At 56.5% G+C, this 25,500-nt stretch carries 42 protein-coding genes; 38 read left to right on the forward strand and 4 right to left on the reverse strand.

Annotated features, from left to right (window positions below; translation table 11 throughout):
- The 11 genes from RN02_RS00555 to RN02_RS00600 form a co-directional block, all read left to right on the forward strand.
- The coding region (locus RN02_RS00555) for a glutathione binding-like protein (RefSeq protein ID WP_043312578.1) at window positions 1-532 on the forward strand (532 nt) is incomplete at its 5' end.
- A gap of 41 nt (window positions 533-573) precedes the next feature.
- Complete coding sequence (locus RN02_RS31830; protein WP_019438022.1) at window positions 574-828, forward strand: hypothetical protein; 255 nt, start codon at window positions 574-576, stop codon at window positions 826-828.
- A gap of 326 nt (window positions 829-1,154) precedes the next feature.
- Window positions 1,155-1,745 (forward strand): hypothetical protein, encoded by a 591-nt coding sequence (locus RN02_RS00560; RefSeq protein WP_010792736.1) that lies wholly within the window; start codon window positions 1,155-1,157, stop codon window positions 1,743-1,745.
- A gap of 233 nt (window positions 1,746-1,978) precedes the next feature.
- Window positions 1,979-2,260: a hypothetical protein gene (locus RN02_RS00565; protein WP_010792735.1), complete on the forward strand. Its 282-nt coding sequence runs from the start codon at window positions 1,979-1,981 to the stop codon at window positions 2,258-2,260.
- 82 nt (window positions 2,261-2,342) lie between these two features.
- On the forward strand, window positions 2,343-2,723 hold the full coding sequence (locus tag RN02_RS00570) for a hypothetical protein (RefSeq protein WP_010792734.1): 381 nt from the start codon (window positions 2,343-2,345) through the stop codon (window positions 2,721-2,723).
- A gap of 17 nt (window positions 2,724-2,740) precedes the next feature.
- Window positions 2,741-3,208 (forward strand): hypothetical protein, encoded by a 468-nt coding sequence (locus RN02_RS00575; protein WP_172832416.1) that lies wholly within the window; start codon window positions 2,741-2,743, stop codon window positions 3,206-3,208.
- A 23-nt stretch (window positions 3,209-3,231) separates the two neighbouring features.
- Window positions 3,232-3,801 carry a hypothetical protein gene (locus tag RN02_RS00580; RefSeq protein WP_010792732.1) on the forward strand — a complete coding sequence of 190 codons (570 nt, stop codon included), beginning with the start codon at window positions 3,232-3,234 and terminating at the stop codon, window positions 3,799-3,801.
- A 60-nt stretch (window positions 3,802-3,861) separates the two neighbouring features.
- Entirely contained in the window at window positions 3,862-4,140 is a 279-nt protein-coding gene (locus RN02_RS00585) for a DUF5983 family protein (RefSeq protein WP_010792731.1), read from the forward strand.
- A gap of 106 nt (window positions 4,141-4,246) precedes the next feature.
- Complete coding sequence (locus RN02_RS00590; RefSeq protein WP_019438019.1) at window positions 4,247-4,747, forward strand: Arc family DNA-binding protein; 501 nt, start codon at window positions 4,247-4,249, stop codon at window positions 4,745-4,747.
- A gap of 58 nt (window positions 4,748-4,805) precedes the next feature.
- Window positions 4,806-5,471, forward strand: a complete 666-nt coding sequence (locus RN02_RS32995) for a hypothetical protein (protein ID WP_010792729.1) — start codon at window positions 4,806-4,808, stop codon at window positions 5,469-5,471.
- Between the two features lie 33 nt (window positions 5,472-5,504).
- Window positions 5,505-5,702 carry a hypothetical protein gene (locus RN02_RS00600; protein WP_010792728.1) on the forward strand — a complete coding sequence of 66 codons (198 nt, stop codon included), beginning with the start codon at window positions 5,505-5,507 and terminating at the stop codon, window positions 5,700-5,702.
- Between the two features lie 46 nt (window positions 5,703-5,748).
- Here RN02_RS00600 and RN02_RS00605 read toward each other — a convergent pair whose 3' ends face one another.
- Window positions 5,749-6,570: a glycosyltransferase family 2 protein gene (locus RN02_RS00605; RefSeq protein ID WP_010792727.1), complete on the reverse strand. Its 822-nt coding sequence runs from the start codon at window positions 6,568-6,570 to the stop codon at window positions 5,749-5,751.
- Window positions 6,571-6,738: 168 nt separating this feature from the next.
- Here RN02_RS00605 and RN02_RS31835 point away from each other — a divergent pair, with 168 nt between their 5' ends.
- The 3 genes from RN02_RS31835 (at window position 6,739) to RN02_RS31840 (ending at window position 7,697) form a co-directional block, all read left to right on the forward strand.
- The gene (locus tag RN02_RS31835) at window positions 6,739-7,026 is read left to right on the forward strand and encodes a hypothetical protein (protein WP_010792726.1); all 288 of its coding nucleotides are present in this window, start codon (window positions 6,739-6,741) and stop codon (window positions 7,024-7,026) included.
- Between the two features lie 94 nt (window positions 7,027-7,120).
- Window positions 7,121-7,318, forward strand: a complete 198-nt coding sequence (locus RN02_RS00610; protein WP_171903635.1) for a hypothetical protein — start codon at window positions 7,121-7,123, stop codon at window positions 7,316-7,318.
- Window positions 7,311-7,697 carry a hypothetical protein gene (locus tag RN02_RS31840; protein ID WP_010792724.1) on the forward strand — a complete coding sequence of 129 codons (387 nt, stop codon included), beginning with the start codon at window positions 7,311-7,313 and terminating at the stop codon, window positions 7,695-7,697. The genes RN02_RS00610 and RN02_RS31840 overlap by 8 nt, the downstream gene beginning before the upstream one ends.
- Before the next feature lie 9 nt (window positions 7,698-7,706).
- Here RN02_RS31840 and RN02_RS00615 read toward each other — a convergent pair whose 3' ends face one another.
- Window positions 7,707-7,994, reverse strand: a complete 288-nt coding sequence (locus RN02_RS00615; protein WP_170831735.1) for a hypothetical protein — start codon at window positions 7,992-7,994, stop codon at window positions 7,707-7,709.
- 120 nt (window positions 7,995-8,114) lie between these two features.
- Between RN02_RS00615 and RN02_RS00620 the strand changes: the two genes are divergently transcribed.
- The 4 genes from RN02_RS00620 to RN02_RS00630 all read left to right on the forward strand — a co-directional run bounded on the left by RN02_RS00620 (window position 8,115) and on the right by RN02_RS00630 (window position 10,600).
- Window positions 8,115-8,966, forward strand: a complete 852-nt coding sequence (locus RN02_RS00620; RefSeq protein ID WP_010792722.1) for a hypothetical protein — start codon at window positions 8,115-8,117, stop codon at window positions 8,964-8,966.
- A gap of 86 nt (window positions 8,967-9,052) precedes the next feature.
- Entirely contained in the window at window positions 9,053-9,562 is a 510-nt protein-coding gene (locus RN02_RS34100; protein WP_010792721.1) for a hypothetical protein, read from the forward strand.
- 18 nt (window positions 9,563-9,580) lie between these two features.
- Window positions 9,581-9,862 carry a hypothetical protein gene (locus RN02_RS00625; protein WP_010792720.1) on the forward strand — a complete coding sequence of 94 codons (282 nt, stop codon included), beginning with the start codon at window positions 9,581-9,583 and terminating at the stop codon, window positions 9,860-9,862.
- Window positions 9,863-9,937: 75 nt separating this feature from the next.
- Window positions 9,938-10,600, forward strand: a complete 663-nt coding sequence (locus RN02_RS00630) for an OmpA family protein (RefSeq protein ID WP_010792719.1) — start codon at window positions 9,938-9,940, stop codon at window positions 10,598-10,600.
- A gap of 15 nt (window positions 10,601-10,615) precedes the next feature.
- Here RN02_RS00630 and RN02_RS00635 read toward each other — a convergent pair whose 3' ends face one another.
- Window positions 10,616-11,317 (reverse strand): YcbK family protein, encoded by a 702-nt coding sequence (locus tag RN02_RS00635; protein ID WP_223198328.1) that lies wholly within the window; start codon window positions 11,315-11,317, stop codon window positions 10,616-10,618.
- 150 nt (window positions 11,318-11,467) lie between these two features.
- Between RN02_RS00635 and RN02_RS00640 the strand changes: the two genes are divergently transcribed.
- From RN02_RS00640 to RN02_RS00695, 13 genes are all read left to right on the forward strand, one after another.
- Complete coding sequence (locus RN02_RS00640; RefSeq protein ID WP_128677596.1) at window positions 11,468-12,034, forward strand: hypothetical protein; 567 nt, start codon at window positions 11,468-11,470, stop codon at window positions 12,032-12,034.
- A gap of 1,224 nt (window positions 12,035-13,258) precedes the next feature.
- Window positions 13,259-13,786: a hypothetical protein gene (locus RN02_RS00645; protein WP_010792717.1), complete on the forward strand. Its 528-nt coding sequence runs from the start codon at window positions 13,259-13,261 to the stop codon at window positions 13,784-13,786.
- A 533-nt stretch (window positions 13,787-14,319) separates the two neighbouring features.
- Entirely contained in the window at window positions 14,320-14,775 is a 456-nt protein-coding gene (locus RN02_RS00650; protein ID WP_010792716.1) for a hypothetical protein, read from the forward strand.
- 744 nt (window positions 14,776-15,519) lie between these two features.
- Window positions 15,520-15,861 carry a hypothetical protein gene (locus RN02_RS00655; protein WP_010792715.1) on the forward strand — a complete coding sequence of 114 codons (342 nt, stop codon included), beginning with the start codon at window positions 15,520-15,522 and terminating at the stop codon, window positions 15,859-15,861.
- The gene (locus RN02_RS31855) at window positions 15,858-16,418 is read left to right on the forward strand and encodes a hypothetical protein (protein WP_019438011.1); all 561 of its coding nucleotides are present in this window, start codon (window positions 15,858-15,860) and stop codon (window positions 16,416-16,418) included. Before RN02_RS00655 ends, RN02_RS31855 begins: the two co-directional genes overlap by 4 nt.
- A 17-nt stretch (window positions 16,419-16,435) precedes the next feature.
- A complete protein-coding gene (locus tag RN02_RS00665) occupies window positions 16,436-16,840 on the forward strand; it encodes a hypothetical protein (protein ID WP_019484866.1) in 405 nt (134 codons plus the stop codon).
- Between the two features lie 308 nt (window positions 16,841-17,148).
- Window positions 17,149-17,664: a hypothetical protein gene (locus RN02_RS31860; protein WP_171886844.1), complete on the forward strand. Its 516-nt coding sequence runs from the start codon at window positions 17,149-17,151 to the stop codon at window positions 17,662-17,664.
- A 119-nt stretch (window positions 17,665-17,783) separates the two neighbouring features.
- Window positions 17,784-18,077 (forward strand): hypothetical protein, encoded by a 294-nt coding sequence (locus RN02_RS00670; RefSeq protein ID WP_177331035.1) that lies wholly within the window; start codon window positions 17,784-17,786, stop codon window positions 18,075-18,077.
- 8 nt (window positions 18,078-18,085) lie between these two features.
- Entirely contained in the window at window positions 18,086-19,141 is a 1,056-nt protein-coding gene (locus RN02_RS00675) for a hypothetical protein (RefSeq protein WP_168928563.1), read from the forward strand.
- A gap of 76 nt (window positions 19,142-19,217) precedes the next feature.
- Window positions 19,218-19,454 carry a YheU family protein gene (locus RN02_RS00680; RefSeq protein WP_010792710.1) on the forward strand — a complete coding sequence of 79 codons (237 nt, stop codon included), beginning with the start codon at window positions 19,218-19,220 and terminating at the stop codon, window positions 19,452-19,454.
- 227 nt (window positions 19,455-19,681) lie between these two features.
- A complete protein-coding gene (locus tag RN02_RS00685; RefSeq protein ID WP_228778172.1) occupies window positions 19,682-20,083 on the forward strand; it encodes a DUF262 domain-containing protein in 402 nt (133 codons plus the stop codon).
- Window positions 20,084-20,581: 498 nt separating this feature from the next.
- A complete protein-coding gene (locus RN02_RS00690) occupies window positions 20,582-21,331 on the forward strand; it encodes a tetratricopeptide repeat protein (RefSeq protein ID WP_019484867.1) in 750 nt (249 codons plus the stop codon).
- 34 nt (window positions 21,332-21,365) lie between these two features.
- A complete protein-coding gene (locus tag RN02_RS00695; protein WP_019438005.1) occupies window positions 21,366-21,938 on the forward strand; it encodes a hypothetical protein in 573 nt (190 codons plus the stop codon).
- Window positions 21,939-21,982: 44 nt separating this feature from the next.
- Here RN02_RS00695 and RN02_RS00700 read toward each other — a convergent pair whose 3' ends face one another.
- The gene (locus RN02_RS00700) at window positions 21,983-22,315 is read right to left on the reverse strand and encodes a MarR family transcriptional regulator (protein WP_019438004.1); all 333 of its coding nucleotides are present in this window, start codon (window positions 22,313-22,315) and stop codon (window positions 21,983-21,985) included.
- Window positions 22,316-22,465: 150 nt separating this feature from the next.
- On the opposite strand from RN02_RS00700, the gene RN02_RS31865 reads away from it, so the two are divergent.
- From RN02_RS31865 to RN02_RS00720, 7 genes are all read left to right on the forward strand, one after another.
- Entirely contained in the window at window positions 22,466-22,792 is a 327-nt protein-coding gene (locus tag RN02_RS31865) for a hypothetical protein (protein ID WP_010792706.1), read from the forward strand.
- Window positions 22,789-23,010: a hypothetical protein gene (locus RN02_RS33000; protein ID WP_021018443.1), complete on the forward strand. Its 222-nt coding sequence runs from the start codon at window positions 22,789-22,791 to the stop codon at window positions 23,008-23,010. Before RN02_RS31865 ends, RN02_RS33000 begins: the two co-directional genes overlap by 4 nt.
- A 101-nt stretch (window positions 23,011-23,111) precedes the next feature.
- Entirely contained in the window at window positions 23,112-23,507 is a 396-nt protein-coding gene (locus RN02_RS00705) for a response regulator (protein WP_010792705.1), read from the forward strand.
- Between the two features lie 75 nt (window positions 23,508-23,582).
- On the forward strand, window positions 23,583-24,038 hold the full coding sequence (locus tag RN02_RS00710; protein ID WP_010792704.1) for a hypothetical protein: 456 nt from the start codon (window positions 23,583-23,585) through the stop codon (window positions 24,036-24,038).
- Between the two features lie 147 nt (window positions 24,039-24,185).
- Window positions 24,186-24,428, forward strand: a complete 243-nt coding sequence (locus RN02_RS00715; protein ID WP_010792703.1) for a hypothetical protein — start codon at window positions 24,186-24,188, stop codon at window positions 24,426-24,428.
- A gap of 130 nt (window positions 24,429-24,558) precedes the next feature.
- Window positions 24,559-24,939 carry a WGR domain-containing protein gene (locus RN02_RS31870; RefSeq protein WP_019438002.1) on the forward strand — a complete coding sequence of 127 codons (381 nt, stop codon included), beginning with the start codon at window positions 24,559-24,561 and terminating at the stop codon, window positions 24,937-24,939.
- 91 nt (window positions 24,940-25,030) lie between these two features.
- Window positions 25,031-25,432 carry a hypothetical protein gene (locus RN02_RS00720; protein ID WP_010792702.1) on the forward strand — a complete coding sequence of 134 codons (402 nt, stop codon included), beginning with the start codon at window positions 25,031-25,033 and terminating at the stop codon, window positions 25,430-25,432.
- The last annotated feature ends 68 nt before the right edge of the window (window positions 25,433-25,500 follow it).

Genomic DNA, 25,500 nt, shown 5'->3' on the forward strand with positions numbered 1-25,500 from the left:
TCAGGTGCTGGCAGAAAAGGCAATCGACGCTCGCATCTTAGATGTCGCAGTACCAGCCAATGCACGATTGATGGCTCAGTTCGGTTCCACGATGCAGGCACCCGCGCTGGCTGAGCGCGACCTCGCACTTCATGAGGTGGACATGGTTGTCGAGTATCTGGAGGAGCGCTACCCGCATCCGGCGCTCTTACCCAGCACCACCGTTGCCCGCGCCCATACCCGCATGCTGGCTCGCCGTATCCACCGGGAACTCTATCCGCTCTTGGACAAAACCCAAGATGGTTGTTCCGATTCGCGCAAGGAACTGGCAAGCACTCTGCTGGCGCTGGCACCGCTCTTTGAGCAGAAGAAATACTTCATGAGCGACGAACTTTCGGTCGCTGATTGCACCCTCGCCCCTCTCCTTTGGCGGGTAAAGTCCCTTGGGATAAACCTGACAAAGGTTCGCGGAATCTCCGAATATTGCCAGCGCATATTCAACCGCCCTAGCTTCATCGCCAGCCTTTCCGAGCAAGAGCAAAAGCTGGCTTAAGTCCTATGCGGCCTCTCTGAGGCCGCACTACTGGTGCCGCCATGAAAATCTGCAAGAAGCTACACCTTGCTCTCGACAATGCAGCTCACGCCGTTGCTGTAGCCCCCGAAGTCCATAGCCACTACAAAGACCCGCCACCGACCTCGTGTGACAACATTCGCTACTGGATTTTGGCTTTCATTGACGGTCTGATCGGCGATCTGCCGCTGCACATCCTTCGATGCAAATTCTCGGCACTGAAGCAAAAGGCGGCTGCCCACCTCCGCGCCCTTCTACACCAGTTCAATCAAAAGTGACCAAGCGGGTTCAATGAGTCGGCTTGTGTGAGGTTGAACCAATTCTCGACTCCGCGATGCTTTCCTGGCGGCTCCCGTGCCATTCCGGTCCCTGCTTTGGGGGCCTGAATTTGAACCTGCCGTTCACTTCCCCATTTGGGACTAGAACATCCCCCGCTCTGCTCACGTGCAATCTTCAACCGCCTGCCTCGGTAGACAGGGGTTGGAAAACGGGCCATTACAGTGCTTCTGGCACACTCAACCGGCGGGGAAGATGGTTCCAATTACACACCACGGGGAACCTGAAGATGAACGTACCTGCACCTATCACCGAGAAGGAAGCGGACATGATCGGCCTGTCCAGCATGCAGGCCACCTACGCAGCCTTGGAAGCAATCTGCGGCGACCATTTCCACGACAGCTATGAGAAAGCGCGCATCGTCTTCAACAAAGACGGTCGGTTTACTACGGTCATGCGGGATGGCCAGTGCGTTGCGCACATGGCAGGCCGATTTTCGAAGCAGGAGCTTCGTGACGCACTCAAGGGGAACATCAAGGATCATGGGCGCTATGTTGCCGGCAAGATCAAATCGATCCTGGAACAGAAGCTTGTCCTGCCTGATACCTACCTGTTCCGAATGGACATCGAGGACGACCTCCGCTGGGTAGATTCGATCCGGAGTCGCCAATTCTCCGCCTGGGTGGTTCCAAAGGTTCCGGACAATGACGATCCCAAGCAAGTGCGAGCTGAGTTCCGATTCTGGATCGCCGAAGCTCGCGCAATCATCTTCGCCGACAAGGGCAAGGCCTGGGCCTGGCAACACAAGGCCATCGTTACAGACGGCCTGCAGCATCCGAAGGCAGACACGCACGAGGAGCTGGCCCACCTGGTCGCGGATACTTTCAACAAGGCCGTGGAGCACGCCGGCTGGGACTAACTCTGGCGTGTTGACATGCATTTGGGCAGCAAGCGCGTGCTGTTGCCCCCTGCATTTTCCCCTCCCCTAATGGCCGGGTTCTGCACCAAACCTGGCCAACTCTCCTCAATCACACCCTTGATATTCATCGGGATGAGGGCCGCCTTGAATTTCAGCACCCTCACTTCACTTGAATCCCTTCCCACAATCGGAACACTGGCCACCGCCAGTACGTACTGTTATCCGGAGCTTCAATGCCTTCCACACAACTCGAAGCCTATGTGGCACAGCATGGTTCATCCCTGGACTTCGCCGGCGAACGCATCCAGGTTCGAAATTTCATCCAGCGCACGGCCGAGTCCGTTACCGCCGAGTTCCTGGGTAGCCGAAACCTCTACCTAGGTCGTTGCGACAGGCTGGATGACGATGCCAGTAGCTCGAGTCATTCCGAAGTTTGGGAGCTAATCCGGATTTCCGGTCGAGGTAACGTCGCCGGAAGGCTCAAGGTGGAGAACCAGACGATCACTCAACTTTGAGTCCCCCCGGCTCAGCCGCCTGGGGTTCTGGCACGCCCTGACGCGCTTGAAGATGTCTCCAATCCAATAAGGGAGCATCTCCATGTCCACCAGCAACCAGGCGTTTGAATACTACACGCGGTGCATAGACCTTCATGACGGCGAGTCCGCACGATCAAAAGGACAAGCCATCAGCGACTTGGTCGAGGCTGCGCGCAAGATCACCTTCAAATCGCTGGCGAAGCACGTCACCGGCCTTGAGGAACTTGAGCAACAGCTCGGTTACGGGCGTGGACTGCGTCTGCGGGACGATTACCACGTCACCTACTGGAAGGGCGTTTACCGCGGGGAGCCTGTTTACTTCCTGATCCACTCCGCCATTGAGCACGTATTCATCCGCCCTTCGTCCAGGGTGGCGATCCGAGACGTGATCCGAGCCGAAACCGATCTTCAGAACGCATTGTTGCAGCGCCTCGCTGCTTGACACTCTCCAGAGGAGGCATGATGACCACTACGCCAATCACGCTCGTCTTCAACACTGATGACGGCCTCGATGATGCCGTCATGGCTGAAGCCTATGTGCTGACTCCCGATGGCCCTGCCCAGGTCCTGGTCGATACCCAGAAGCTGCGGGGCGCAGCCGCAATTCAGTTTTTCTACCGCTACCCCAATGCCAAGAAGTATGGGCTCAGCCAATGCGCCTGCCATGCCGGGGCTGCAAGCTTCGCTGCGGCGCATGGCTTCGTCACGACCAATATGTCGCTGAAGACCGAGGACTCACTCGACGATAGCGGCGATCACATCGAGATCACCGTAAACGCCCCCAATGACTCATTCGTGGGAGGCGGCGAAGAAGCACTTCAAGAGTGGGTTGGCTTGCACTATCAGTCTCACTTCCCAAGCCTCGATTCCACCCGCAAGCAGGCTTACCTGCAGCGCTACGTAGAAATTCACCACCAGCACCTCTGATCAAGTAGCAAGGACCACTCGCAATGAATGCAACGCAGTCGAATTTGGCCCTTGAGGTGCTTCAAGGTCTGGTGGATGCGATGAACCAAGACGAGGATGGCGATTTCCTTCTGTTCGGTTCGAACCTTCCACTGATCAATCAGGCTTTCGCGGTTTGCGGATATGCCCCTGCAGCCGTGATGGACAAAACCGCCCGGAACATCGACATCCTCACTCCAGGTTTCCGCAGAGAGGATTGCCCGCCCGGGGAAGCCTATCCTGACTGGTTGAACGCTCAGCTACTCGCAGCCCACTCGGAGATCACTGCATCTCTTGCAAGTGATCAAGGTCCAAGAACAATCCTTGTCTCGCGGCCGCTGCTCGAGGTAGCTCTGGCCAACCTGGCATCCACCAGTCCCAAGGTCGCAGAGGTTCATTCAGCGCTGTACCTCCACCTCCGGGCCACCCGGAAGTACGAGCCAACGTACGTCAAGACCTGCATCCCTCTACTCGACGAGATTTGGGAGCATCTGCCGAAAGACAGCTTTGCAGAACAGCGGGTGGCTGATGCGATTGGGGGCCTGATTGAGAAGGAACCCTGTCTTCAGGACTGACCCTCCATAGACAAGGTTTTCAAGACCCTTGCTCTCCAACCAACAACTGAGACTAGCCCGATGCCTGCACCAACAATTCAAGTCACGCGCCTATCCTGCCTGCACCTGGACAAGGAAACTTTCGACGTGCTTGCCAAGCACGGCGACGACAATGATTGGCTGGTATGTGCGGTGTACCAGGACGGAATGTTCCTCTACATCGAAGACCTGCCTGAGACCGTCCCGCAAGCTCTGCGCGACATCCGCCACTGGCTCAATACGCATAATCGTCTCGGATGGGTGCGCCTGGACGAGCAGTTCGATACCGTGGAAGGACTCGCCGTTTACGACCAGAGCTAAGTTCAGCCTGGATTACAGCTCAGATGTTTGGCGGGCACTCCGCCAGCTCGACCGGCACAATGCGTACCACGGCCACCCTTGGCCGTGGTACCACAGAAGTAGGAGTATGGACGAAGCGATGAAGAACAAGGACAGCAACTCCCGTACCGCCCCCAAAGTCATGGTCCGCCTCAACAGCCAGTGCCATGAAGGCCTCACCGACCTCGCCCAACAGCATGGGAGGAGCATGAATGCAGAATGCGTCATGGGCCTCATCTCTTGGCTTGACCACCAGAAACGCTGCGCAGTGATCCGCAAGATGCTGATTTCTCAACTTGATGAAGCGGACGTCGCGGTGCTTCTGGCAAAACTGCCTGTCGTCACCGAAGAGCCCGGCCTGGCTTCGGACAAGATTTCGACCATGCTGCGCTACACCCCTTACATTCGGGACCGAATGGCAGAGCAAGCCAAATCCCATGAGGTGAGTGTCCACAGCATGCTGCTCACAGCCTTGGCGTGGTGGGTGAATGTCTCGCGCCAGGTGAACGCATTGCTTGAAGCGATTATTGACCAAGGAGGAGCACTCCAAGCTCAACTGCTCGATCAACCAGCTCGATCCGCTGCCTAGGTTCTGCCACGCCTGACCTCATGGGGTAATGGCTCCAGTCACTCACTGGAGCCACCTCATGTCATCCTCCCGCTCTATCTGCCCCCGCACTCAAAGCGCCGCTCTTGCCCTCCGTCGAAACTTCGTTGTTGGCCCTTCCTATGACCAGCCAATTGTCGAGATCAACACGATCCCAGCGCGGGTAATCGATATCGCTGCACGGCAGAAATCCTCCGGTTTCGTTTGGATGGACTACGGCCAAGAGGTGCTTCAGGTCGCAACCTATGACGGCAACGGATTGGTTTGCTTGGGCAATGATATCGCTGGACCGAAAGCATCACCGGAGTCGCTGCTGGTCTACGCAGAAAGCATCTACCCAACAATGCGCGTAACGAGCACTCCTGCAGTGCCTGTAGCCGGCATCGCTTCGTTCTACCGACCTGACCCTGCTTTTCGAGGTCCGATAGTTCCTCTTGAGGTGAGCGATGACCGAATGGAAGCGCTGCTGCTCAGCAACAAGATGATTTTCTCCTATCAAAACTCTGACCACTTGTCGTCCAGCGAACTCGTTGTCCAAACGTTGCACCTCCTCAAAACCAAGCCAGAGGGATGTGGCGGGTGGGAAGCCCGGGTGGCGGCTCGAATCCAGGCGCTAGGCGATGCATTGAGCTTCTACGAAGGGGCGGTCAGGCAGGCGGTGAAAAATGATGACGAGAGTGCTCCTGGCACACCGGCAGCGGCTTGAGAATTTCGATAAATCTTACAGAGGTACTACCCCATGATTCTGCGCGTTCTCGCTGTCATCGCCTTTGTCCTACTCGCTTCCGGCCTTCAATTCTTCGTTGTGGAGTACGGACACTGGGCAGAGTCCAACATTATCGTCGGCATCTCCATTGCTGCCCTGATCTGCGCGTTCTTCGCCGGTGGACTGTCAGCCTTGAATGATCAGGCCGCCCGCAAGCGTAAAGAAGGGTAAGCGGGCATGTTCTTGTGGGGCGTGAGCCCCACACTCCCCTAATCGTTCAAGCAGGCATGACCGGGTGATTTTGGTGCTGTTGCACAAAGTCGTGATAGTCCCCCTCTCCCCCACCTAACAAGAACGTATCGTAGGCCCGGCTCATGGCAATCCGCGAGCGGTACATTCGGATCAGTGCAGCCTCAATTCCTGGGCAGCCGACTTCCTGTGCCAGCCAACCCGCACGAACCACTCCTGACCGATAAGCCGAGGTGAAGGAGCAAGCATTCTGGGCACAGAAGGAGTGTGGGTGGAGCCTCACTCTGTAGTCAGCATCCACTACTGGCAGCCGCCCTCCCGCTAGGTGCAAAAATGCGATGCTCGCAACTACGTCTTCAGCAATCGCCGCTGGATAGAGCCTGATCCAGTTCCTGGGAGCCGCACAAATGACGCTGCCATAAAAATCCAACAGTGAGCCCAGCTCCAGCGTTGGGGACTGAAAGCGCTTCACCTCCTCCCCTCCTCGGACATACACAGTCCTTAGAGCGACAGCAGGGGTTACTTTCAAAGCCGAGATCACGGCCTCGACGAACCCATCCGATACATCATCATCTGCGTCCATCTGAACAACGTGACTTCCTGACGCAGCTACAAGTGCTCTTGTGCGCGCCGCGGCCGGCCCGGTTCTAAATGCTGGCGGACAATGTACAAGACGAGGATCGCTAGGCAGCCTGGTACGTAGGTCGACACCATCATCAGACGCGAGAACGACCTCGATTTCGTTGGCGTGATCCTGGCCCAGGAGTTTGCTGATAAGCCCTGGTAGCCACTCCTCCGCCTCACATGCAGCGATCAGATAAGAAAGGCGTCGAAACACAGTATTCCCCATTCAGTTCCCGGCTTAGGCCGGCAACGGAAGTGTCCACAAACTACCTAGTTGCTACACGCCAAGTAGGTGTGCTGTTTTCCAACCTATTCGCGGTCCCGGTGTACCACTCTTCGCTTCTGCCACTCCCCTAACCCCCTGATCATGGCTAGACCAAATAGGAGCCATGACATGCAGCAAATCAGCCTCACCCTCCCCAGGGATTTGAAATCCTCCGGCGTTGTCCCAGCACTTGAATGTCCAGTCCAGCCTATGGACCACGTGATCTTCACACCTCATGACAAGTCCATGCTGAAACCGACAATTCGTGGACGAGTAATGAACACTCTGCGCACCGCCGCGGGAAACTGGCGATGCGCAATCGTCCTCCAGGGCGAGCCATTCCCCAACGGCAACAGCGTGAACGTTTACTCCCATGAAGGATGCTTTGATGTAGTCGAGGGGCACTTCAATGGTTAAGAGGACCCCAGCTCCAGGCTCCGCAGCTGAACTGATTGCACAGCAGGGTATCGAGGCGCTCCGCGGCCGGCCCCTGAAAGATGGCAACACAATCGTGTACATCGCCAACACAGAGGTTGATCGGCTCCAGGCGGAGGAGAAGGAAGATCAGGAGAGCGGCGAATTCCTTTTCCCGGCCTGGAGGAAGCGAGTCTACGGTGGGGAATCTCCCGACGCTCAGATGGTGCGCTGGGTGAACCTGAATACCGTTTTGCCGACCCAGGATCTGATCGAAGAGGACCATCATGGTTGATCGAAAAGCGCTGCACCTGATGGCACGGAATCCCAGGCTTCACGCCCAGTATGTTCGGACAGGACGTGTACCTGAGTTCAAGAAGCCGGAAAGCCCTCTCATCACGCTACTGGAGTCGATCAATCCACGTGACAGACTGGCCATCACAGCCGTGGTGATCGGCCCGGCATTGGGCTATAGCGGGCGGCGTTGTTTTCAGAATGCCGCCCAGGCCCTGAACTGGCTCAAACCCCAGTACACGGCAGCAAGCTACCCGAGCGAGTCCTGGCGGATCAAACGATTCGCCCAACGTCTCGGAATCGACGATCTTGCTGAGTGTGCTCAGGTTCCGGAAGGGATCATCAAAGAGTGGAACCGGAGGCATCACCCGGGCCGCTGATCGGCGGCCCTACCTTCTGAGTTCGATTTCCCAGGTGCCCACATCCTTGCTGCCGCCTTCCTGCTCGCACCAGTCTCCGTCCATGAGGTTCCCCTCTGGTGCGCATAGGGTGGCCTCCCCAACAAATCCATCTGCTTCTGGCCAGTACCGCAAAGAGTAGATGCCGTCCTTCAGGTGTCCCCGATATGTGGAGGGTTGCCCCTTGCGGGTGTATTCGATTACCACCTCTTCGTCGCGAAAAATAACGACGCATGGCTCAGATTGCCCGCCGGCGCAGCCGTTGAAATAGGTTGTCATGAGGGAATTCGGGTAGCGCATATTTGCAGCCTCAAAACCATACGAATCCTGATCATAACCGGCTGGTGGCACACTCAGGGCGAGTCACCATTTGCATGAATTCTGCTCATGGAGCTCAACATGCAAGACGCCGCCTTCACCCCGCCAAGCTGGATGACCCCCTACAAGGAGGGAAGCCGAGTCGGGTACTCCCAGGCTGTTATGGCCTATGCCGACTACTACAACCTCGATGGCAGTGCTGATCTGGAACCGGAATGTGAGGAGCGGCTGCCCGTACATCGCCGCGAGATGGTCTCCTACGCAAGCAGAACTGGTACCAAGCAGAATCTTGCCGCCATGCGTGAGGCTGGCTGGCGACTGCTGGTGAGTCCAACTGGAGTATTACGGACGGAAGATTTCCGGTACTGCCTGGACAACGGCGCTTGGACAGCATTTCAGCAAGGACGTCCATTTGATGAGCGCGCATTTGGGCGAGCAATCGACCTGCTCGGCGAGGGAAGCGACTTTTTCATCCTGCCTGACATTGTGGCCGGTGGGATGAGATCACTGGAGTTCAGCCTCAAATGGAAGGAACGACTTTCAGGGATTCCCACCCTGACTTTGCTGGCGGTGCAAGATGGCATGGAGCCCGACGATGTACGAGAGTATCTCAACCCGGCATGCGGAATCTTCCTTGGTGGGTCGACGGAGTGGAAGTTGGCAACGGCCAACGCATGGGGTGTCCTGGCAAGACGAAGGAACTGCTACTACCACATTGGCCGGGTGAACAGCGCGAAACGAATCCACCTCTGCGCAGCCGCGGGCGCGCATTCGTTCGATGGCACCAGTGCTACCCGTTTCTCCAAAACGTTGCCCAGACTTGATGCCGCCCTGGATCATGCAGAACGGCAGGTGGATTTCTTTTCACCTCAGGCGAAGCCAATGGGTGAGACAGATTTCGACTGCGGGTGGCCCTTCAAGCTAACCCGTTAGACGCTCTGGTTGTGCTGAGGACCCTGGCACACAACCGTCACCCTCAGGATTACTCCATCCAACAAGGCCTTCATCTGAGGTAGATAATGCAACCGATTCAACGAGACCAAACCCAAGACCAAAGCTGGACACCGTTTTATTCGAAGTGGCGTCATGGAGGCTGGTACGTATCCAATCTTCGTTACCCAAGCGGGGCTTGCGGCTGCGTCAGCAACAACTATCCGGACGGTAAGTGGCGTATTGTCTGTGACCGCCGCCGCACCGACTTGGGCAAGGAAGGCGACTTCATCTTTGAGACTCGAGATGGAGCAGCACGCGCCGAGTTCGACCTGGTGCAGAACATAATCGCCGAGCAAGCTCTGCAAGCTGCGCTGCAGGATGGATACCTAACCTGGGGTGGATCGCCTGTCACAGGTCCTCACCTTCCACACGGGCTCAGTGAAGCGAGCCAAGTCGAAGTGATCTTCCGCAACGGCCAGCGGCACACCGGCAGTGCACAGGCCTTCGGTTGGAACCACAGTGGTTACAACCCACACGCTCAAATCGTGGCCTACCGTGTGGTGGATACTACGGCCCACTCTCACTTTGCTGGCTGATTCCAGGACTCTCAATCCATGAGCACTCAATCCGTAAACGAACCGTACTCGAGCATTATCCAGCAAGCGTTGACCAAACGAGGCCACGATGCGGACGACTTTTCGCGCCATCCCCAGTACAGCGCGCCAAACTACGTGGTGAGGATGTGCACCAGCCTGACCGAAGCGGTCCACAAAGCGGGTAACCAGGCAGTCACTCTGGAGCAACTCATTCGACTTGAGAGTACCTGCACCGGGACCGATTACCAGCACAAGCTGGCATTGCGCTGCAATCGCCTGGCGCAAGGAATCGGCTGCTGAGGGGTATTGCAAGGGGCTGCTTCTGGCACACCTTGCCTACCATCAACATGGAGCTCCATCTCAAGGAGCTCCAGCATGAACAAACTGCTCAAACCCTTCAGCGTCCTCGTAATGCTCGCTTGCCTGGCCGGCTGTGCGACCAACCCCATGACCGGTGAGCGTGAAATTAACCGGACCGCCGTCGGGGCCGTAGTAGGGACTGTTGCAGGCGGCCTAATTGGCGCGGCGATCGGCGATAGTCGTGCAGCCCTCATTGGTGCGGCAATTGGTGCTGGTATCGGCGGTGGCACCGGGTTCATCCTCGACCGTAAGCATGGCGAGCTAGAGGCAAAGCTGAAAGGGACAGGCCTCACCGTTGAAAAGCAGGTGGATGATGCGAACACCACCCAGGCACTCGTGGTGAGCGCGCCCGCGGACATTACGTTCAGCACTGGATCGGCAGATCTGCAAAGTCAGGCTTTCCCGTCCCTAGCGCGACTGGCCGAATCGCTGCGGAACCAAGGTAACCTTCGCATTGAAATCACCGGCCATACGGACAACACCGGTCCGTTCCAAAATAACCTTCGTCTCAGCTACAACCGAGCGCAGGCGGTTGGACAGTTCCTTTACGCAGGTGGAATTCAGGCTGACCGGATTGCAATTCGCGGGGTGGCCGATTCGATGCCGGTCGCAGGAAATGAAACACCCGCCGGTCGCCAAGCCAATCGCCGGGTGGAGTTGCGAATAAGCGCGATCTAGGGCGGCTGCTGAAGGTCAAGCGAGCATTTCAAGTTCTGGCCAATCAGGCGCAAGGTTGGCCAGCCACTGAGCATCGGTCGAAGGATCGAGTAGCTCCACAATCCAGTATTCTGGCTCCAGGACGGTCGATTCGGCCACGCGCCAGGTTCGAACCTTGCCGACGTCGACATGGATGAATCCCTTCGTGGGATAGAAGCCCACACCTCCGACGCCAATAGCCTGGGCCAGCTTTCCCAGGTTGTCGACGGACAAGCCTGGTATGCGAATATCCGCGGCCATCGCCTTGATATGAAGTGATTGCTTGGCTGCGCCCTCCAATTTGGAGTTGTGCTGTGGGGTGCGGTACCCACTGTTCACAAGGATCTTGTAGGGCAATCGGTTGATCCTCAACCAGACCTGGATGAGGTAAAGCAGATCAAGTAGCTTCGGGCTCATGCGAACGGTTGATTTGAATTTCACGTCTCGCAGAATGCTGCAGGCTTTCTGGTATCCACCAACGTCCCAGCCCTTCCCTCCGCGAAAGTAGCAGAAAGATGCCTTCTCACCGCTATCAGGCCTTTCAAGATCAAGCCAACGATCTCGGTTTAGCGCTACCACACGCCAATCGTATTTACGTCCTGAGGGGACACTGCCGAGGGCTTGGCTCAATGTGAGTGCGGCTGGCGCGGCGAGAAATGCTGCAAGCAGTTGCCGTCGGGTAATGGTCGATGGTTTCAACGCCTGTATCCGATGAACTCCGAAAGTCGGAGCCCACGATAGCTGGCGCATCGCGTCATTCAACTCAAAACGACCGTGGCTTTTCCCGAGCTGGTGGCACACTTGGTTAATGCCAAGATCGGTGCTCCCAAACAGATGATAGGTACCTCGATGCACCAACTTAATGAAGCGATGCGGAAGCGTGTCGCGGCCGCTATGGAGAAATCAGGCTGGCAGATGGACCCAGAAACCCCAGCCATTTCTGCGGTTCGATGCTGGTTTTACTCTGTGAACATCCACCGCGGTCCCCGGGTGGCCGCAATGGTTTCCCAGGATCTCTACCGCTCCGTAGTGAGTGGTGATGGGATCATCGCGGAACTGCTTCGACGAGATCCGAAACACAAGCCGTTCGAGCAGTATCTCGGCACAGTAGCCGAATTCGACTCGCTTCCGGAGGCATCTCAGCGAGATCTAGGCAAGAAAAATACAGTAATCGCTTGCCTGGCCGGTTTCGCGCGGACTACACAGACCTGGGGCCTTGCTCCTCCGCTCAACGAAGTTCCAGGGCTTCATTTTGTCGCGATCGATTGGAAGGCAAAGAATGGTGCACACGTACTTCGTTCTGGCTTGGCGATTGGCGACGCGCCCCTGACGAAAGAGGACCTGGCCGAGATCGTTTCGATTCAACTCGGCTTGCATCTGGCGCGCTGCCCCCAAGAATCACCGATCGACTTCTGAATGTCAGGCCCTTCGGGGCCTGATTTTTATCAGCTGGTGGCACAGATCCTCGAGCATCACGATGGGCGTACTCAAACTGGAATCCCATCACATGAAACGTCTCCGAGAACTACAGAAAGCACATCCTCTCTGGGAAATCTCCATCACCCGGGGAACACACTTACGTTTCAGCCGGCCAGGCTGCCCTCCGGTGTTCGCCTCGTACACGCCAAGCGATTGGCGAGCGGACAAGGATCTAGCACGCAAGCTGCGCCTGGCAGAGCGCTCCTGCCCAACCAGCACCATTGCCACAGCTGCCTGAGGAGACCACAGTGCCAATATACCTGGAAGGCCCAAGCTGCGATCCGCGTGGCCCTGATGGCGACGGAAGGAATCGCTTACGCATCGATTCGATTGACCCTCAACCCCGCTGCGCACTCCGGCCGCGGACATTTGCAGGGCTTCGGGAATCGATGAATACGGCCATTGCTCAGTGGGGTAGTCATTTCGATGTGTGCTCCGGCGGCGGTGAATGCTCGGCTTGCTTCCGATTCACTCGTCGACACAACATCCAATCACCGCCAGACGCACTGATAGTCCGGCTTCATCCCGATGGATCGCTCCATTACACCAGCGACGTTAAGGCAGGGTGGAATGCCAGTCTGACCCCGATCGCCTGGGATGACCTGGCTTCGCTTGAGGAAGGATGGAGCCTCGGCCGGGTACTGAGAGACGAACACTCGCAGTACATACCTCTAAACCGGGCTCGACCGCGTTAGAGTAAGAAAATAGGCCTCAGTTTGACTTGCGATGGGTAGGGCGTGGTGATACAAAAAACATGCTTCCTGCTTGAGTCCTTGGACTTTAAGCACCAGATGTACGCGCTAGAACTCTAGGGTGTTCATCTGGCCCCGGCTGAGACCTGAGTTTCAGTTTTCAATCGGGGAGTCACCGCTGGCTCCAACCACTGCACATTCGTGCACACCGAGTGACTCGACTACAGTCGACTTACTCAAATCCTCGAAGTGAGACTTGTCGGGCAACTCTCAAGCTGCTCGCCTGATGACGTGCGCCTTTCCGGCCGGCCATGTCGTGAAGTCAATCTGTGGATGAAGACAACCTGGTTGGCCAGGAGCAGCACACCGCGCATAGCGTGGTTCGAGCGCCCTGGCATCCGCCGGCGCGTCCTCTAACCCAACCTGGGGCACATCATGCCCTGGGCTTGAGTGCTCCCTTGGAGTTCTCATGGATAAAGACCTTCGAAATCGCTTCATCGAGCAGGCAAGGGCGGTCCGCCAAACCTTCGGGGATGGCGAAGACCTCCATGCCGATCAAGCTGGTCTATCGCCTTCGGTCCGCCAAATGCTCCGGGAAAGTATGGAGCGGCACGAAGCCCTGACCGCCTTGTACAACGAACTGGATCGGGTTGGCGTAGGGTTGATCCTCAAACATTGGTCCGGGAACCAATGGGCGCTGGTTCTTCCTGATGCCTCAGAACCCGGTAAATTCCGCTACCAGGCTTTCGGTCTGCACGGCTGGATTACCCATCACACCTGCACAACTCTGGACGAAGTCGTATCAGACGCCTTCTGCGCCGGTTTTCGTATGGTGGCATCTCCAGATACCCTCGATCGGGTTGCATCTACGGTCGAGTGGAAGAAAGGGTGCGAGCGCCTGGAGTTCATCACGCGGCACAATTGCGGCGAGATCAGCTACCGGGAAATGCTGGATCAGTTCCAAAACATCGACGCCAAGTACGCATCCGCTGCTTGATTGTCACCAGCTGGCCTTTCGGTTTGCTGGATTTCAAAGTTGGAGCCAACAAAAACCCCGCTACCTTCACAGGTGCGGGGTTTTCTTTTCTTGGCTGATCGACCAGATCAGTTCATGCCGAACTTAGCGACGTCCACGCCCATGCAGTAATTCAACGCTCGAGCCCGTGCGGAATCTTTGTGGGTGCTAGCCAGGTGGTCGACGATGTAATTGCAGTCATCGAATGCCAACGAACGGGCTTGGCTTGCAGTCAAGGGAGTGGGCTGCGCGGATACCTGGCCATTCAAGGACGTGGGAGTTTCCGACGTAGCGTGGGAGCTGCAACCGGCAGCGATGGTAAGGGTTGCCATTACGGCAATTCGACGTATCAAGGGGGCCTCTCTTTGCCAGGATCTGGCGTCACCAGTGATGCGTCCAAGGTACAGAAGCGTTTGAGCGATGCACGTCAAGTTGACCCTGTGAAATTCTGACAGCGGTTCTGGCACAGCCCTTCCCTGCTGATACTGGGCCTATCCCAGACAGAGGACCTCCCCATGCAATACGCTCAATCCAACCTGCTTTCCTTCCTGGCCCATGCTCCGGTTGCGGTTACTACCAACCTGGATCACGGAACCGAGACACCCTCAGGGCACATTTTGATGAATGCAGCTCGCCCACTACTGGGCCAGACCACGTTCCAAGGTGACTTTCTCCGCGGCCGCTTCTACGCCACGCTAGACCCGGAAGACAGCATCTCTGAGGTTTTTGCAAGGGAGAACCTGAAGCTTGATGGCAAGGTCGTCTTCGTAGTCGACCGCGCGACCGCGACTGAACTCATCCTGGATGGATGCCGCTATCGCAGCCAGTACATGGCCATGGAGGAAGAAGAACGCTGGTCGATTCTGCGCGATCGAATTTCCGATCTGCAGGACATGCCCCTGGCTGGTTTCATGGACAAACTGGCCAAAGTCAAGGGCAGTGCCACTGAGAACCAAACCCAAGCAGCATGATGAAACGGGGCTACCTTGAGTGGCCGTTTTTGAAGGGGCGACCATGCACCAATGCTGTATGTTCGTCCCTGTGGAGATCAGAAACACGGAGCCAGTTCTTGAATCGAATTGCACATCCTCTGGAGTTGCACGGCACCTTCTATGGACTCATTACCGATAGCGTAATGGTTCGTATCGTCGCCAAAGAAATATCAGCGGCGCACGCCAGCACTTCTCGAGAGCAGAAGAGCGAAGAAAACACGCCGCCGCCTACTCCTCGCAGAGAGCCCCTACGCACCGATCCTGAGAGCGCCAGCCACTCTCCACTAGACTGAGACAGTCTCACATCACGAAAATGTAGGGACCGCCCAAAGGGCGGCCCCTTTCGCACTCCGATCTACTTAACGGCCGCCTCTTTCGCCGGAATCTTTGCCGGCGGCGGGACGCACTTCGCCCGAGATTGATAGCCCGACATATCCATGATGGCGTTGAGGACCGTTACGCATTCGGCCTGGCTTTGGTACGGGGTAACGGAAACGATGGGGTACTGCACTCCTGCTGGAGTGCCATAACCACCTTGTAGAAAGGTGACAACTACCAAGGTCCACTTCAAAGTCTGATCTCTCCTTCGCGATTACAGTTCGCCTTAAGGAAGTTAACGACCTGAATTCCAGAAAAAAGAACACCTTGTGTCATTCCATAAGGGGGTTCTGGCACAGCCCCGCAGGCGTGAGGATTACTCCACGTTCCCAGAAGGAGAATCCCATGTTCCATACCAACCAGCTCCAAGCCCTATTCGATCAACTGGAAGCTCTCCAACAGTTCGACCTGGAGATTCTGCCCGCCGACCTGAAGGCCGTGCTCGTGAAGGTCAACGAGGAAAGGCAGAAGCTCATCACCCTGGATCAGCGACTGATGATCGGTGTCCGCGATACCCGTCATTCCACCGACTACTACCCGGTGCTCGTTCCGCGCTCTCGTAGCTACGGCGACGAGGACTTCAAGGGCACTTTTGACACCTCCGCCGATACCAGTGAGGACTACACCTACGTAGTCGATTGCGCCGGCACGAAGGTCGATATCATTTCGCGGGAGGGTGAGGCGTGAAAGATCTGCCATATGAAGAGGTCAAGACCTCTCTGACCTCCGGCGAGTCGATTCCTGCAGCAGTAGTGCAGGCGTTCCGGATAGCTCTTGCGGGCCTTCGCCCGCACCTGGCTGCGCAGGTGTATATGAACCTTAGCCAGGCTGGTTGTATGGACATCGAGATCGCAGCGATCGCAGGCCGATCATTGCGGCATGTGAAAACCTTACTTGAGTTTTCCAAAGCACCGACTGGGCTGGTGGAAATGGTGGCCAACCGAAAAGCGTCCATTGCCTCAGCACACAAGGCAATGCGTGTTGCTGAGGCCACAGGCCAGGACGTTATGGCTGTGATTCAGGAAGCGGCTCAGGAGGAAGACAGACAGAGGAAGCCCCGCAAGGATCGCCCTGTCGCCGCGGCAAAAGCAGTAGTCCGTACGCTGCTCAAAGCGAAAGTACCGAGCCAACTCCGCGCCGGCATTGCCGGTGGCGCAGAGGTGGTTCAGATCCGCACGAATGATGCGCAGCGATTGCTGAACGCCCTCGAACAACTATCTCCGACGACAAAACGCCGGGCCTAATACACGGGAGAGGCAGCATGCCTTGGATCAGCGTACTCATCGCGCCAGCGGCCACAAACACCGATCACTACACGACCCGATCTGAAGCACTTCAGGGGCTATTCAAGGATGGAACCCAGGCAGTCGTCAGGTGGTATCCCCCAGATGAAGATGAGTGCTCCGGCCGATGGAAAACCACCTGCTCGTCAGCTTGGGATGTGACCGAGCAGATCACTCACTGGCGAGACCTCTTTCCACCGAGCTTTGAAAGCATGAAGGGGTTCTTTCTCGAAGGTGAGCAGCTCCGCTGCCTTCAATCCATCATGCAGGGCCTATACGGCGATGGTCGAATTGTCACTTCTGATGCGCGTCGTGACCTGGCTAATCGCCTTCACCAACTGATTGGCGTTATCCAGGCGCAAACCATTGAGATAGACGTGTAGCCTCGGCATCTCGCTCCACTTTAAGGAGAATGCTTGCCCGCCATCGTTCCTTTGGTGAGCCTCAGTGTCCGAAATTCCGGACCGACAAATGGCATTGAATCCCCCTCGATGTTTGCGAACATATCGAACTTCGGATGGCCCTACCCAATATGGGTGGGGCCAATGGATAAGGAACATTGCCAGTGCCCCTCTCTGCCTCCCCTGCCCCTATACCTTCTACGTCCGCTGATACCCTCCGCCTGACCGCCCCTCGCCTTATGCGACAACGCCGCTGGCGAGATGACAAACGGTTCCAGATGCGTCGGATCGTGATTCTGAAGAACCAGGACGGCGAGATTGTTGGATATAGGCCAACGATCCAGCAAGGCACGAAGGAGCATCGTCGAGACTATTACCAGACCTTCAAGATCACCCCCGAGGTCTCCCTCAGCGAAGCTCTACGCGCAGCTATGGATTGGCGTGATTTGACAGAGAAGAAGCTAGGCATCGATCCAGGCAGCCATAGCGCCGCGTGTTCTTCCAAACCAATCGCAAGTATTTCCTTGATCGTTTCCCAGTCACCACCCTATCGCGCGCACTGGGCAACCAATCAAACCGCCGACGGCGCCCCTAAAATCAGGGTCAGCATTGGCGTTCGAAACTACCAAGATGCTTACGAGGAAACGGTGCTTCGTCTGGCCCAGCGCGAGGGAATTCCGCCCCCGGAGCAAATACCCCTTGCTCCCCCTCCCCGACGTGACCAGTACCGCAGGATGGTGAAAGCAGGCCTACAGGACATTCCGAAGCCGCTACCCGCACGATCGCGTCAGAAATGTAGGCCCTGAATTTCCGGGATACATTTTCACTGGAATGGCCGGGGGAACCCGTTAGCTTTTTGTAGAAACCCTATTCTCGGAAAGCAAAGATGCCCTCCATGCAATCTCTTATACGAATAGCCTTGGTGATGTCCCTCACACTGATCGCCGGCTGCGACAACTCAATTGTCGGTGCCTACAAGGCAACGATGGAATCCGAAGGAGGCCAGGCCAGGACGGTTGGTATTGCGGTGATCCAAGAAGGGAATATCAGCGCCGATGGTCAGGACGTAAAGGTGTCCAGCTGGAGCAGAGAATCTGGATCAATTACCGCCCTCGATCAAGAAGGCAACCGCATCGTTCGCTTCGAAATCCTGGAGAATGGAGACCTCACCCAAGACACTCCGGCAGGAAAGCTGACCTTCAAACGGTTCGACCTGTAGTGCGCCAGATGAAGATCAGAAACTTGGCCGGGAAGGCTCTTGGCGCAGCCTTTAGTCTCGGTCTGATGTTCAGTCCTGCTACCGCTGGCGCATCGATCAAAGTGCTCCAAAGCACATATCCTGATGGAACCGCCGCGCCCGCAGAACTGTACCTTTCAGGCGAAATAACCACCTCGACCAAACAGGAGATGCTGGCCGCCCTCGACCAGATAGGCAGGAAGGTGCCGATGCTCTACCTGGACTCTGCAGGTGGGGACCTGGTCGCAGGAATGGAGCTGGGTGAAGCGATCCGGCGCAGAGGCATCAACACTTCGATCGGAAAAAGCAGTGGTAACTATGGCAAGCCTCTGCCCGGGATCTGCTACAGCGCTTGCGTCCTTACATTCAGTGGAGGCCACTTCCGGTTTGCAGACCAGAACGCCCGTATTGGCATCCACAGGTTTTATCGCCGGACCACCTCGACGTCAGACCTGGATGTCGGGCAGGTAGTCAGCGCTGCCATCACCAGCTACCTGATCCGTATGGGGGTCAGCCCTTTGCTGTTCGAAAAGATGGCCCAGGTCGGTGGCGGCAAGATGCAGCTTTTACCAATTTCTGAAGCCTCTGGCCTGTCATTGGTGAACAACGGGATTCTATCGCCCCAGTGGGGGATCGAAGGCAAGCAAGGAACTGTGTACCTCAAGGGGGAACAGGAAACCTGGAACGGTACCGGCAAGCTGATCGTCACCTGCGCGAGTCACAACGGCGTCAAGATTTCCGCTCTATACGATGCAGGCACCAACAACCAAGAGATTTTGCGGAATGCGCGGAATTACACCCTGAGGGTGAACAGCCAGTTTCTCCCCATCCCTCATCTGCAATCCGCTCCCAAGATCAGTGGTGATTATCTGACGGCGACCTTCACCCCTGACTCCAGCATGATTTGGGATATGCAGTCCGCTGAACAACTTGGATTTGGCTTTCACCCCGCAGGCTCTGACTCATTCTACGGCTTCCTGATTGACGCCAGGTCCGAACGGGATCTGATCAGAAGTTTTGTGCAGCACTGCCAGAGTAGGGACTGATAACACTGCAGGTTCTGGCACACCGTTCAACAGCAGAGGATCACCTCACCCTTCAAGGCAATTCAGAGGTGATCCCATGCTCATACCCTACGACCAGCTACAGCCTGAAACGCTTCACAACCTCATGGCCGATTTCGTGAGTAGGGACGGGACTGATGGGGGTGACGACACTCCTGAGGCCGTGAAGATCGAACGAGTGATGAGGGCGCTGAAAATCGGCGAGGCGGTCATTCTTTACGATGTGGCCTACCAGCAATGTATCTTGACTCTCCGCTCCGAGGTTCCGGCCGAGACGCTTAAGGCCTGGACCTGACGATCTACAACAGTTCCTCGCATGGGCTTCTGGCACACCCCTACCTGCCAGATTATGTGCGCATCCACTTTTTCCTGGTCGCTCAACAACTGGAGATCGCCATGTCCTCTCTCTCCCTACCTGCTCCAATCCTTGCTGGGAACCAGCGCTCGTATTCTATAAGCGCACTGTGGGAGGGGACCCCGGCCCGCACTAACGTTGATCAGGAGCGTCAGCTTTTGAACCTGGTGCTTCCGCCGTGGCAGCGTCCGCCCAGCTGGAACCTCGACCAACAGGTCCAATTTATTGAGGGGATTTTCTTGGGCCTTGGTACCGGGTACTACGTTATCAATGGGCGCGACTATGACGACCAGGGCCATGACAAGCCCATGTCTGGGTGGTTGATTGATGGTCAACAGCGAATCACTGCGATCGCCCGCTTCTTTCACGGGGAGATCAGCATCTTCGGGGGGATCTTCTTCCAGGACTTGAGCCTGGCTGACAAGCGCCGCCGCTTCAACAACCTGATCTTCCCCTGCATCGAGATGGACTACACCGATGACGAGAAGGTCCTGAAGGAGCTGTATCGCCGACTGAACTTCAGTGGAACCCCGCACACCGAGGCTGACCTCGAATTGCTCAACGCTTAACGTCCACCGAGCTTCAGATACTTCCCGTTATGGTTTAGAGCCGGGCCCGAAAATGCGGGCCTGGCTTTCGGTTGGGCCTCTCTGCTGATTCTGTAATCCTTGCCAGCCTATGGTTAGGAGCCCTTCTGCATGAGACGCTTGAGCATCCCCACCACCTTCCTGTTAACGCTCATCGCATCTGGCTGTACCTCCCAAGTCACACGGGAGGGAAACCCCTTCGACGAGCCTCTTGCGCGAGAACCACTCCAAGCACCCGCCGCGGAACCTGGTCGCATCCTCAAAGCATCACCGCGGCAAGTCCCTGCCGATTTGCCCGTCGCTCAGATCAGGCAGACGGCTGACATCGAACCCGACGTTCAGGTCTACCCTGCTGGTGCAGTTCCGACCCCGATTTCCTCTACGCCGAACGTTCCAGTTGCAGTAACACCGGCACCCGACTCCGGCCGTGAGGCGCTGGCCGAGGCGGAAAAGGTAGCTACCACCGGTGACACGACGGCAATGATCGAACTGCTGGAGCAAAGCGCCTTCAGGGGGAACATGGATGCCCTGTACCGGCTGGCCAAGGTCTACCAGAACGGAGAAGGAGTGCCAGCTAACCCTGAGCTCGCAGTGGCTTATCTAACCACTGCATCCGGACTTGGCCATGTCGAGTCTACCCGGGTGCTGGCCTGGGACTATCTACTTGGGAAAGGGGTAACCAAGGACATCCCATATGGGACCGCTCTGATGGAGAAAGCTGCAGAGACCAGCGTCAGGGCCAAACGGGAATTCGCCTTGCTGCTCAATAACACTTACCAACCCAACCTCAACGATCCATCCCGAGCAAAAGATCTCTTGAGTCAAGCCGCAGCCGCCGGAGACTCTGAATCGGCTAGAGCTCTCAGCATGTTGAATTCTGGCCTCAGCGTACCGCGCACGCTCGGCGCGTCAGCTTCCCTGGTGGTGCAGCCTCGTACGGAGGGAGACCCCGCGGATGTACGAGCGGAGTCTCTCAAGCAGAAGGCGTACAACGGCGACATAGAGGCGATGTATCGGTTTGCCCTGGGGCTAAGCCTGGGGAAATACCCTTCAATTGATGGCCAGTTCGAGGCGTATTGCTGGTATGCCGTAGCTGCAAATCATGGACACGCAGAGGCAGCAGCTGAGCTATCCGCGCTGGCCGGAGTGAAGACCCTTTCGGAGCGAAAAAGCCCGGGCAAGCTGGATCAGTGCATCCAGGAAACGAACGAAGCTGTCGACCAGGGCTAATCATCCCGGCTGCTGGCACAGAACAGATGGGCGGATGATGACCCTGTTCCACGAGCAGTCTCGACTGCAACACATCCACTCAAACAAGGATCTGCTGATGAAAAAGTCAGAAATCGGAAAAGGTCGGTTCTACAGCGATGGCAAGGTTGGACTGCGGGAAGTGCTTGATGAGGGGCCTCAATACAAGCTCTACGCCGGCGTCGAAGATGAAGACTGCCTGCGCTTTCGCTGCCTGAACGCCAAGTCCTCCACCGACATCGGACAGGAGAGCAACAGCACCCGTACCTCTTTTGCCGCCTGGGCGAAACTGGAAATCCCTGCAGACCAGGTCCATACGCACCTGATCGGGCTTCGCGCTGACAAAATTGCGGGAAAGCTCACTGAGCCTCAGCTGCGGTTCGTGCGGTCCTTTGATAACGACCTGACTGAAACGGAATCAGTGGAGTGCGATCGAGAAGAGCATCGCGTTGCGCTCTCCTGCATGAAGAAGGGCATCGTCGCTGAGATGCCGGACCGGCTCGACTCTGATGATCGTTGTTTCGACGTCAAGCTCACTGCACTGGGCCTGGCAGTTATCGCGAATGTCCTGAGCTCTTCGAACCAGTAGAGGGGCTCTCCGACTGGGGCACCTTATGCAAAGGCGCCCCCCAGTCACGCCAGAATTCGTGCAGTGATCGGGAGCTTCGAAGCCCGTGCCTGCTCGGCTCCGGATTCTGTAAGTGCGAACCGGGAGACACTTTCGTCACTCCGCCGGCGCTCCAGCAGCCCCATCCCCTCCAATCGCTTGATTAATCGGCCCCCCAGCAACCTTTGATTTCTTGCTGAAGCGACTTTGGTCGAAACCAGCGTGCCTAACATACCGGCGTCCGTGATCTCACCACCTAGGTTCTGGATGACGGCAAGAGCGTTTCGATCCACCTCGGTGAGGGTTGCGGGGGCCTTGAACAGGCCACGTTCGATCTTGATCTGAGTGAGAGGAGTCATTCTGAAGGCACTTTGCTACGGACACCCCCGACTTTATCGAAGAAAGTTACTGATTCAACTCGAAATGCTGGTCTGCTTTCCAAGTGGTTCTGGCACAGCTCTCGGAACGTTCAAATAGCCCCGAAATTTCCTGGCTGACGAGGCTATTTGATGAATCGCAATCACACCCCCCAACTTTCGGACACCGTAGAAGGTGTGCTCTATGGCTGGAAGCACCAGGCTGGCCAGAGTCCCAGTTCCAGTACCTTCGCAAGGATCTGTCCCGGCCCGACGTTCACAATTCTGTCCGACGGAAAGATGCACAAGGTTGTCGACACGATCTCGACAGTTGAAGCCACGCCCCATGATGAGCAAGACCTGCGAGATGCGATATCTGCAGGCCAAGTGGAGATTTACCGCTTGGTGCGCGGGGCAAAGCGAAAGGTGCTAATGCATGCTGCCACTGGAAACCCGCTGAAATCCGGAGGCGAGGCGTGAGCAAGGCCGTTCAAGGGTGGTACCGAAGCCGGCCAGGCATCTATCAGCACGAGACAGGAGCGCGGATCTGGAGCCATACCGCGCCTTCCAAAGCCGGTAATCAGGCCCTGCAGTGGGAAGTACGTCTTTCCGATGGCTCGCGGCAATCGGGCTTCAAATCGATGAGTGACGCCATGCGTCTTGCTCAGGAATTCGATCCGGAAATACGGCGTTTCTGATGCGGTGAAAAGTAGCAAACTGACTTCACTGGATTATCAGCAACAGACCGGCGAACATTCGTCGGTCTTGCCATTGATGGCACGTAATCCCGAGGACCCCTATGAGTAATCTATCCCCCTTGCGAGTCATGCTTGTCGATGACTCCCGAACTATCCGAAAAACGGGCGAAGTCATGCTCGCTAAGGCAGGATGCGAGGTGCTTTGCGTTGTCGACGGGTTCGAATGTCTCGGCCGAGCTCTGGACTTTAAACCAGACCTCATTTTCATCGACGTCCTCATGCCGCGGCTCAACGGTTACCAGACCTGCCAACTGATTCGTAGCCGGGACAGTTTCAAGTCAGTTCCTGTGGTGATGCTTTCGTCGAAGGATGGCCTGTTTGACATCGCCTTGGGCAAAAAACACGGCGCAACAGACTACATCACCAAACCGTTTACCCAGGACGATCTACTCTCCGCGGTAAGGAAACACTGCCCGCAATTTGAACCTGAGGTTTGACACCACTCAGCTGGTGGCACCCCCTAACGCATTCAAGAATGGCTCCATTGTTCATCAATAAGGAGCCAAAACAGAATGTCGAGCAACTCGCGTTTATATCCCTACCACCCGATCTCGGGTGATCGTCTGGCCGGCACTTTTGAAGTGATCCCAGCTTGGGTTCCCCGTGAAATCCACAAGACAGGCGACACCATTACTCTTGAGGACGGTAGCGAAACCCTAGTGAACTGGAATGGCCAAGAGCTCCTGCAGATCAACAACCAGTTGGTCCTGGTGACTGAAGGTGGAGATACCTGCCTGAAGAGTGAGGCCATCTGGAGTGAGCAGGACACACAGCACATCGAGGTCTCCCTGCCTGGCCCGGCGTCCTCCTACCCCACTAACAACACGCTCATGCATGCATACGTGGATCTTCATGTTGCGGCATCGTGTGCACTCCATAATCTGCAGCAAGGTGACATCGAGGGCGCTTTGAAACAGCTGCAAGGGCAGTTGAACGCGATACTCGACGTGGACCGGCTAACTCCATAGTCACAGTGACCCCGCTTCGGCGGGGTTCGTATTTTCAGGCTGCACCTTGAAACAAGACTCACCCTGGTTATACCTCTGCTCATGCCGGACAGGTTGGCCCGGCGAAAGCCCAAATCAGTAATGTCGGTTTAGCGAAGGAGCTACCACATGATCACCGAGTCTTTCCTCCGCGTTGCATTCATGGCCATGACCCTGTTTGTCGTGGCCTGCGCTCTCACCACCACGCTCATGTTCGGTGAGGGCACCACCCTCAATCCGATCGCATGGTTCTGCATCGGCAGTCTTTGGATGGCGTTCACCCTTTTCGCGCTCCTGGTCGCCTGGGCCACTCATCTCCACCGCGCCCACCGTAAAGGCCACCCGGCTCCGGATCTGGCCCCAGCGGTGTAATTCCCCTCCATCTCCGGCTGAGTGCACCAGGGCCCTCCTGGGGATACTCAGCCGGGAGTCTCCATTCCAAGCCGAGCTTCTGGCACCTCACTGAACGAAGGATCATCACTCCCATGCAACGGGAGCCCGCATGAGCCTGAATCAAACCCACAACTACCTTTGTCAGCAAGGTAGCTCCAATAAGTTCTACACCTTGATGCTCAATTCCACCTCGGGTGGTTGGGTGGTCCTCTCGCATTATGGCCGTACTGGGACAGCCGGAACTCAACGGGTTGTGAAGTCCCAGAGCTCCTACTTCGCGGCTCTTGAGGCATTCGAGGCAGCTTGCAAAAAAAGGCTTGCACGCGGTTACGTGCTCGTGGGTACCGCTACGGACGCCCCAGCAGAAAAAATGCAACTCAAGTCCGAAATGACTGCTGAGGATCAAGCAGCAAGGCAACAACGACTTGACCAGCTCAAGGCCTTGCCAGTTCGGGCCGTTGAAATCGATCCAATGCGTCTTTGGTTGTAGTTGGGCTTCGCATCTGCGCGCCCCACTGCTTTCGCTACTACCGCAGCATTTCGGCTGATAGCCTTGGCGTATCGTGAATGAGAGATACACCATGACCAACAGAGGCTCGACCCTCAATGAGCGCATCGATCAGCATCTGAATGCGCTACGCAACACCCCTCACGGCCACACCTCAGGCCGCTTCCTATCATTCGTGGATGTTCCCGGCGACAGTGAAGGCAATGTGGAGGGTCCTGATCACATCCTCCGCATCCTGATGAATGACGTCGGGAACACCGTCGGTGAAGACTTCCTCAGTAATGTCGACTCGGTCCCTTTGGAGCAGTTTTGCCTCATGTCCGTAATTCGTAATGAGGGCACCGGCGGGATGCTGCGCTCCTTGCTCGACAGCTTCATGTCCGCATATGCCAATCCCGCTACCTCTGATGAGGCAATCGCCATCCTGAAGCGCCTCGAAGAGCTCAAAACTGTGCCAGTTCCAGCCTCCAACTAACAGGTTCTGGCACACCTCTTAGGACCACATCCTGCTCCTACAACTCGGGAGCGGGACACTCAAGCTGG

This window comes from Pseudomonas sp. PI1 (assembly GCF_000812405.1).
GTDB lineage: Bacteria > Pseudomonadota > Gammaproteobacteria > Pseudomonadales > Pseudomonadaceae > Pseudomonas > Pseudomonas citronellolis.

Excerpts from the sequence above, each read along its gene's own strand:
- RN02_RS00620 (WP_010792722.1), top strand. The coding sequence starts at position 8,115 with ATGCAAGACGCCGCCTTCACCCCGCCAAGCTGGATGACCCCCTACAAG.
- RN02_RS00720 (WP_010792702.1), top strand. The coding sequence starts at position 25,031 with ATGACCAACAGAGGCTCGACCCTCAATGAGCGCATCGATCAGCATCTG.
- RN02_RS34100 (WP_010792721.1), top strand. The coding sequence starts at position 9,053 with ATGCAACCGATTCAACGAGACCAAACCCAAGACCAAAGCTGGACACCG.
- RN02_RS00630 (WP_010792719.1), top strand. The coding sequence starts at position 9,938 with ATGAACAAACTGCTCAAACCCTTCAGCGTCCTCGTAATGCTCGCTTGC.
- RN02_RS00585 (WP_010792731.1), top strand. The coding sequence starts at position 3,862 with ATGCCTGCACCAACAATTCAAGTCACGCGCCTATCCTGCCTGCACCTG.
- RN02_RS31840 (WP_010792724.1), top strand. The coding sequence starts at position 7,311 with ATGGTTGATCGAAAAGCGCTGCACCTGATGGCACGGAATCCCAGGCTT.
- RN02_RS00645 (WP_010792717.1), top strand. The coding sequence starts at position 13,259 with ATGGATAAAGACCTTCGAAATCGCTTCATCGAGCAGGCAAGGGCGGTC.
- RN02_RS00715 (WP_010792703.1), top strand. The coding sequence starts at position 24,186 with ATGATCACCGAGTCTTTCCTCCGCGTTGCATTCATGGCCATGACCCTG.
- RN02_RS00565 (WP_010792735.1), top strand. The coding sequence starts at position 1,979 with ATGCCTTCCACACAACTCGAAGCCTATGTGGCACAGCATGGTTCATCC.
- RN02_RS00670 (WP_177331035.1), top strand. The coding sequence starts at position 17,784 with ATGTCCCTCACACTGATCGCCGGCTGCGACAACTCAATTGTCGGTGCC.
- RN02_RS00695 (WP_019438005.1), top strand. The coding sequence starts at position 21,366 with ATGATGACCCTGTTCCACGAGCAGTCTCGACTGCAACACATCCACTCA.
- RN02_RS00590 (WP_019438019.1), top strand. The coding sequence starts at position 4,247 with ATGGACGAAGCGATGAAGAACAAGGACAGCAACTCCCGTACCGCCCCC.
- RN02_RS00615 (WP_170831735.1), bottom strand. The coding sequence starts at position 7,994 with ATGACAACCTATTTCAACGGCTGCGCCGGCGGGCAATCTGAGCCATGC.
- RN02_RS31835 (WP_010792726.1), top strand. The coding sequence starts at position 6,739 with ATGCAGCAAATCAGCCTCACCCTCCCCAGGGATTTGAAATCCTCCGGC.
- RN02_RS00650 (WP_010792716.1), top strand. The coding sequence starts at position 14,320 with ATGCAATACGCTCAATCCAACCTGCTTTCCTTCCTGGCCCATGCTCCG.
- RN02_RS00560 (WP_010792736.1), top strand. The coding sequence starts at position 1,155 with ATGATCGGCCTGTCCAGCATGCAGGCCACCTACGCAGCCTTGGAAGCA.
- RN02_RS00665 (WP_019484866.1), top strand. The coding sequence starts at position 16,436 with ATGCCTTGGATCAGCGTACTCATCGCGCCAGCGGCCACAAACACCGAT.
- RN02_RS00690 (WP_019484867.1), top strand. The coding sequence starts at position 20,582 with ATGATCGAACTGCTGGAGCAAAGCGCCTTCAGGGGGAACATGGATGCC.
- RN02_RS00625 (WP_010792720.1), top strand. The coding sequence starts at position 9,581 with ATGAGCACTCAATCCGTAAACGAACCGTACTCGAGCATTATCCAGCAA.
- RN02_RS00570 (WP_010792734.1), top strand. The coding sequence starts at position 2,343 with ATGTCCACCAGCAACCAGGCGTTTGAATACTACACGCGGTGCATAGAC.
- RN02_RS00700 (WP_019438004.1), bottom strand. The coding sequence starts at position 22,315 with ATGACTCCTCTCACTCAGATCAAGATCGAACGTGGCCTGTTCAAGGCC.
- RN02_RS00705 (WP_010792705.1), top strand. The coding sequence starts at position 23,112 with ATGAGTAATCTATCCCCCTTGCGAGTCATGCTTGTCGATGACTCCCGA.
- RN02_RS31830 (WP_019438022.1), top strand. The coding sequence starts at position 574 with ATGAAAATCTGCAAGAAGCTACACCTTGCTCTCGACAATGCAGCTCAC.
- RN02_RS00680 (WP_010792710.1), top strand. The coding sequence starts at position 19,218 with ATGCTCATACCCTACGACCAGCTACAGCCTGAAACGCTTCACAACCTC.
- RN02_RS31865 (WP_010792706.1), top strand. The coding sequence starts at position 22,466 with ATGAATCGCAATCACACCCCCCAACTTTCGGACACCGTAGAAGGTGTG.
- RN02_RS00605 (WP_010792727.1), bottom strand. The coding sequence starts at position 6,570 with ATGGGGAATACTGTGTTTCGACGCCTTTCTTATCTGATCGCTGCATGT.
- RN02_RS00655 (WP_010792715.1), top strand. The coding sequence starts at position 15,520 with ATGTTCCATACCAACCAGCTCCAAGCCCTATTCGATCAACTGGAAGCT.
- RN02_RS31870 (WP_019438002.1), top strand. The coding sequence starts at position 24,559 with ATGAGCCTGAATCAAACCCACAACTACCTTTGTCAGCAAGGTAGCTCC.
- RN02_RS00575 (WP_172832416.1), top strand. The coding sequence starts at position 2,741 with ATGATGACCACTACGCCAATCACGCTCGTCTTCAACACTGATGACGGC.
- RN02_RS00710 (WP_010792704.1), top strand. The coding sequence starts at position 23,583 with ATGTCGAGCAACTCGCGTTTATATCCCTACCACCCGATCTCGGGTGAT.
- RN02_RS00640 (WP_128677596.1), top strand. The coding sequence starts at position 11,468 with ATGCACCAACTTAATGAAGCGATGCGGAAGCGTGTCGCGGCCGCTATG.
- RN02_RS00675 (WP_168928563.1), top strand. The coding sequence starts at position 18,086 with ATGAAGATCAGAAACTTGGCCGGGAAGGCTCTTGGCGCAGCCTTTAGT.
- RN02_RS00600 (WP_010792728.1), top strand. The coding sequence starts at position 5,505 with ATGATTCTGCGCGTTCTCGCTGTCATCGCCTTTGTCCTACTCGCTTCC.
- RN02_RS32995 (WP_010792729.1), top strand. The coding sequence starts at position 4,806 with ATGTCATCCTCCCGCTCTATCTGCCCCCGCACTCAAAGCGCCGCTCTT.
- RN02_RS00580 (WP_010792732.1), top strand. The coding sequence starts at position 3,232 with ATGAATGCAACGCAGTCGAATTTGGCCCTTGAGGTGCTTCAAGGTCTG.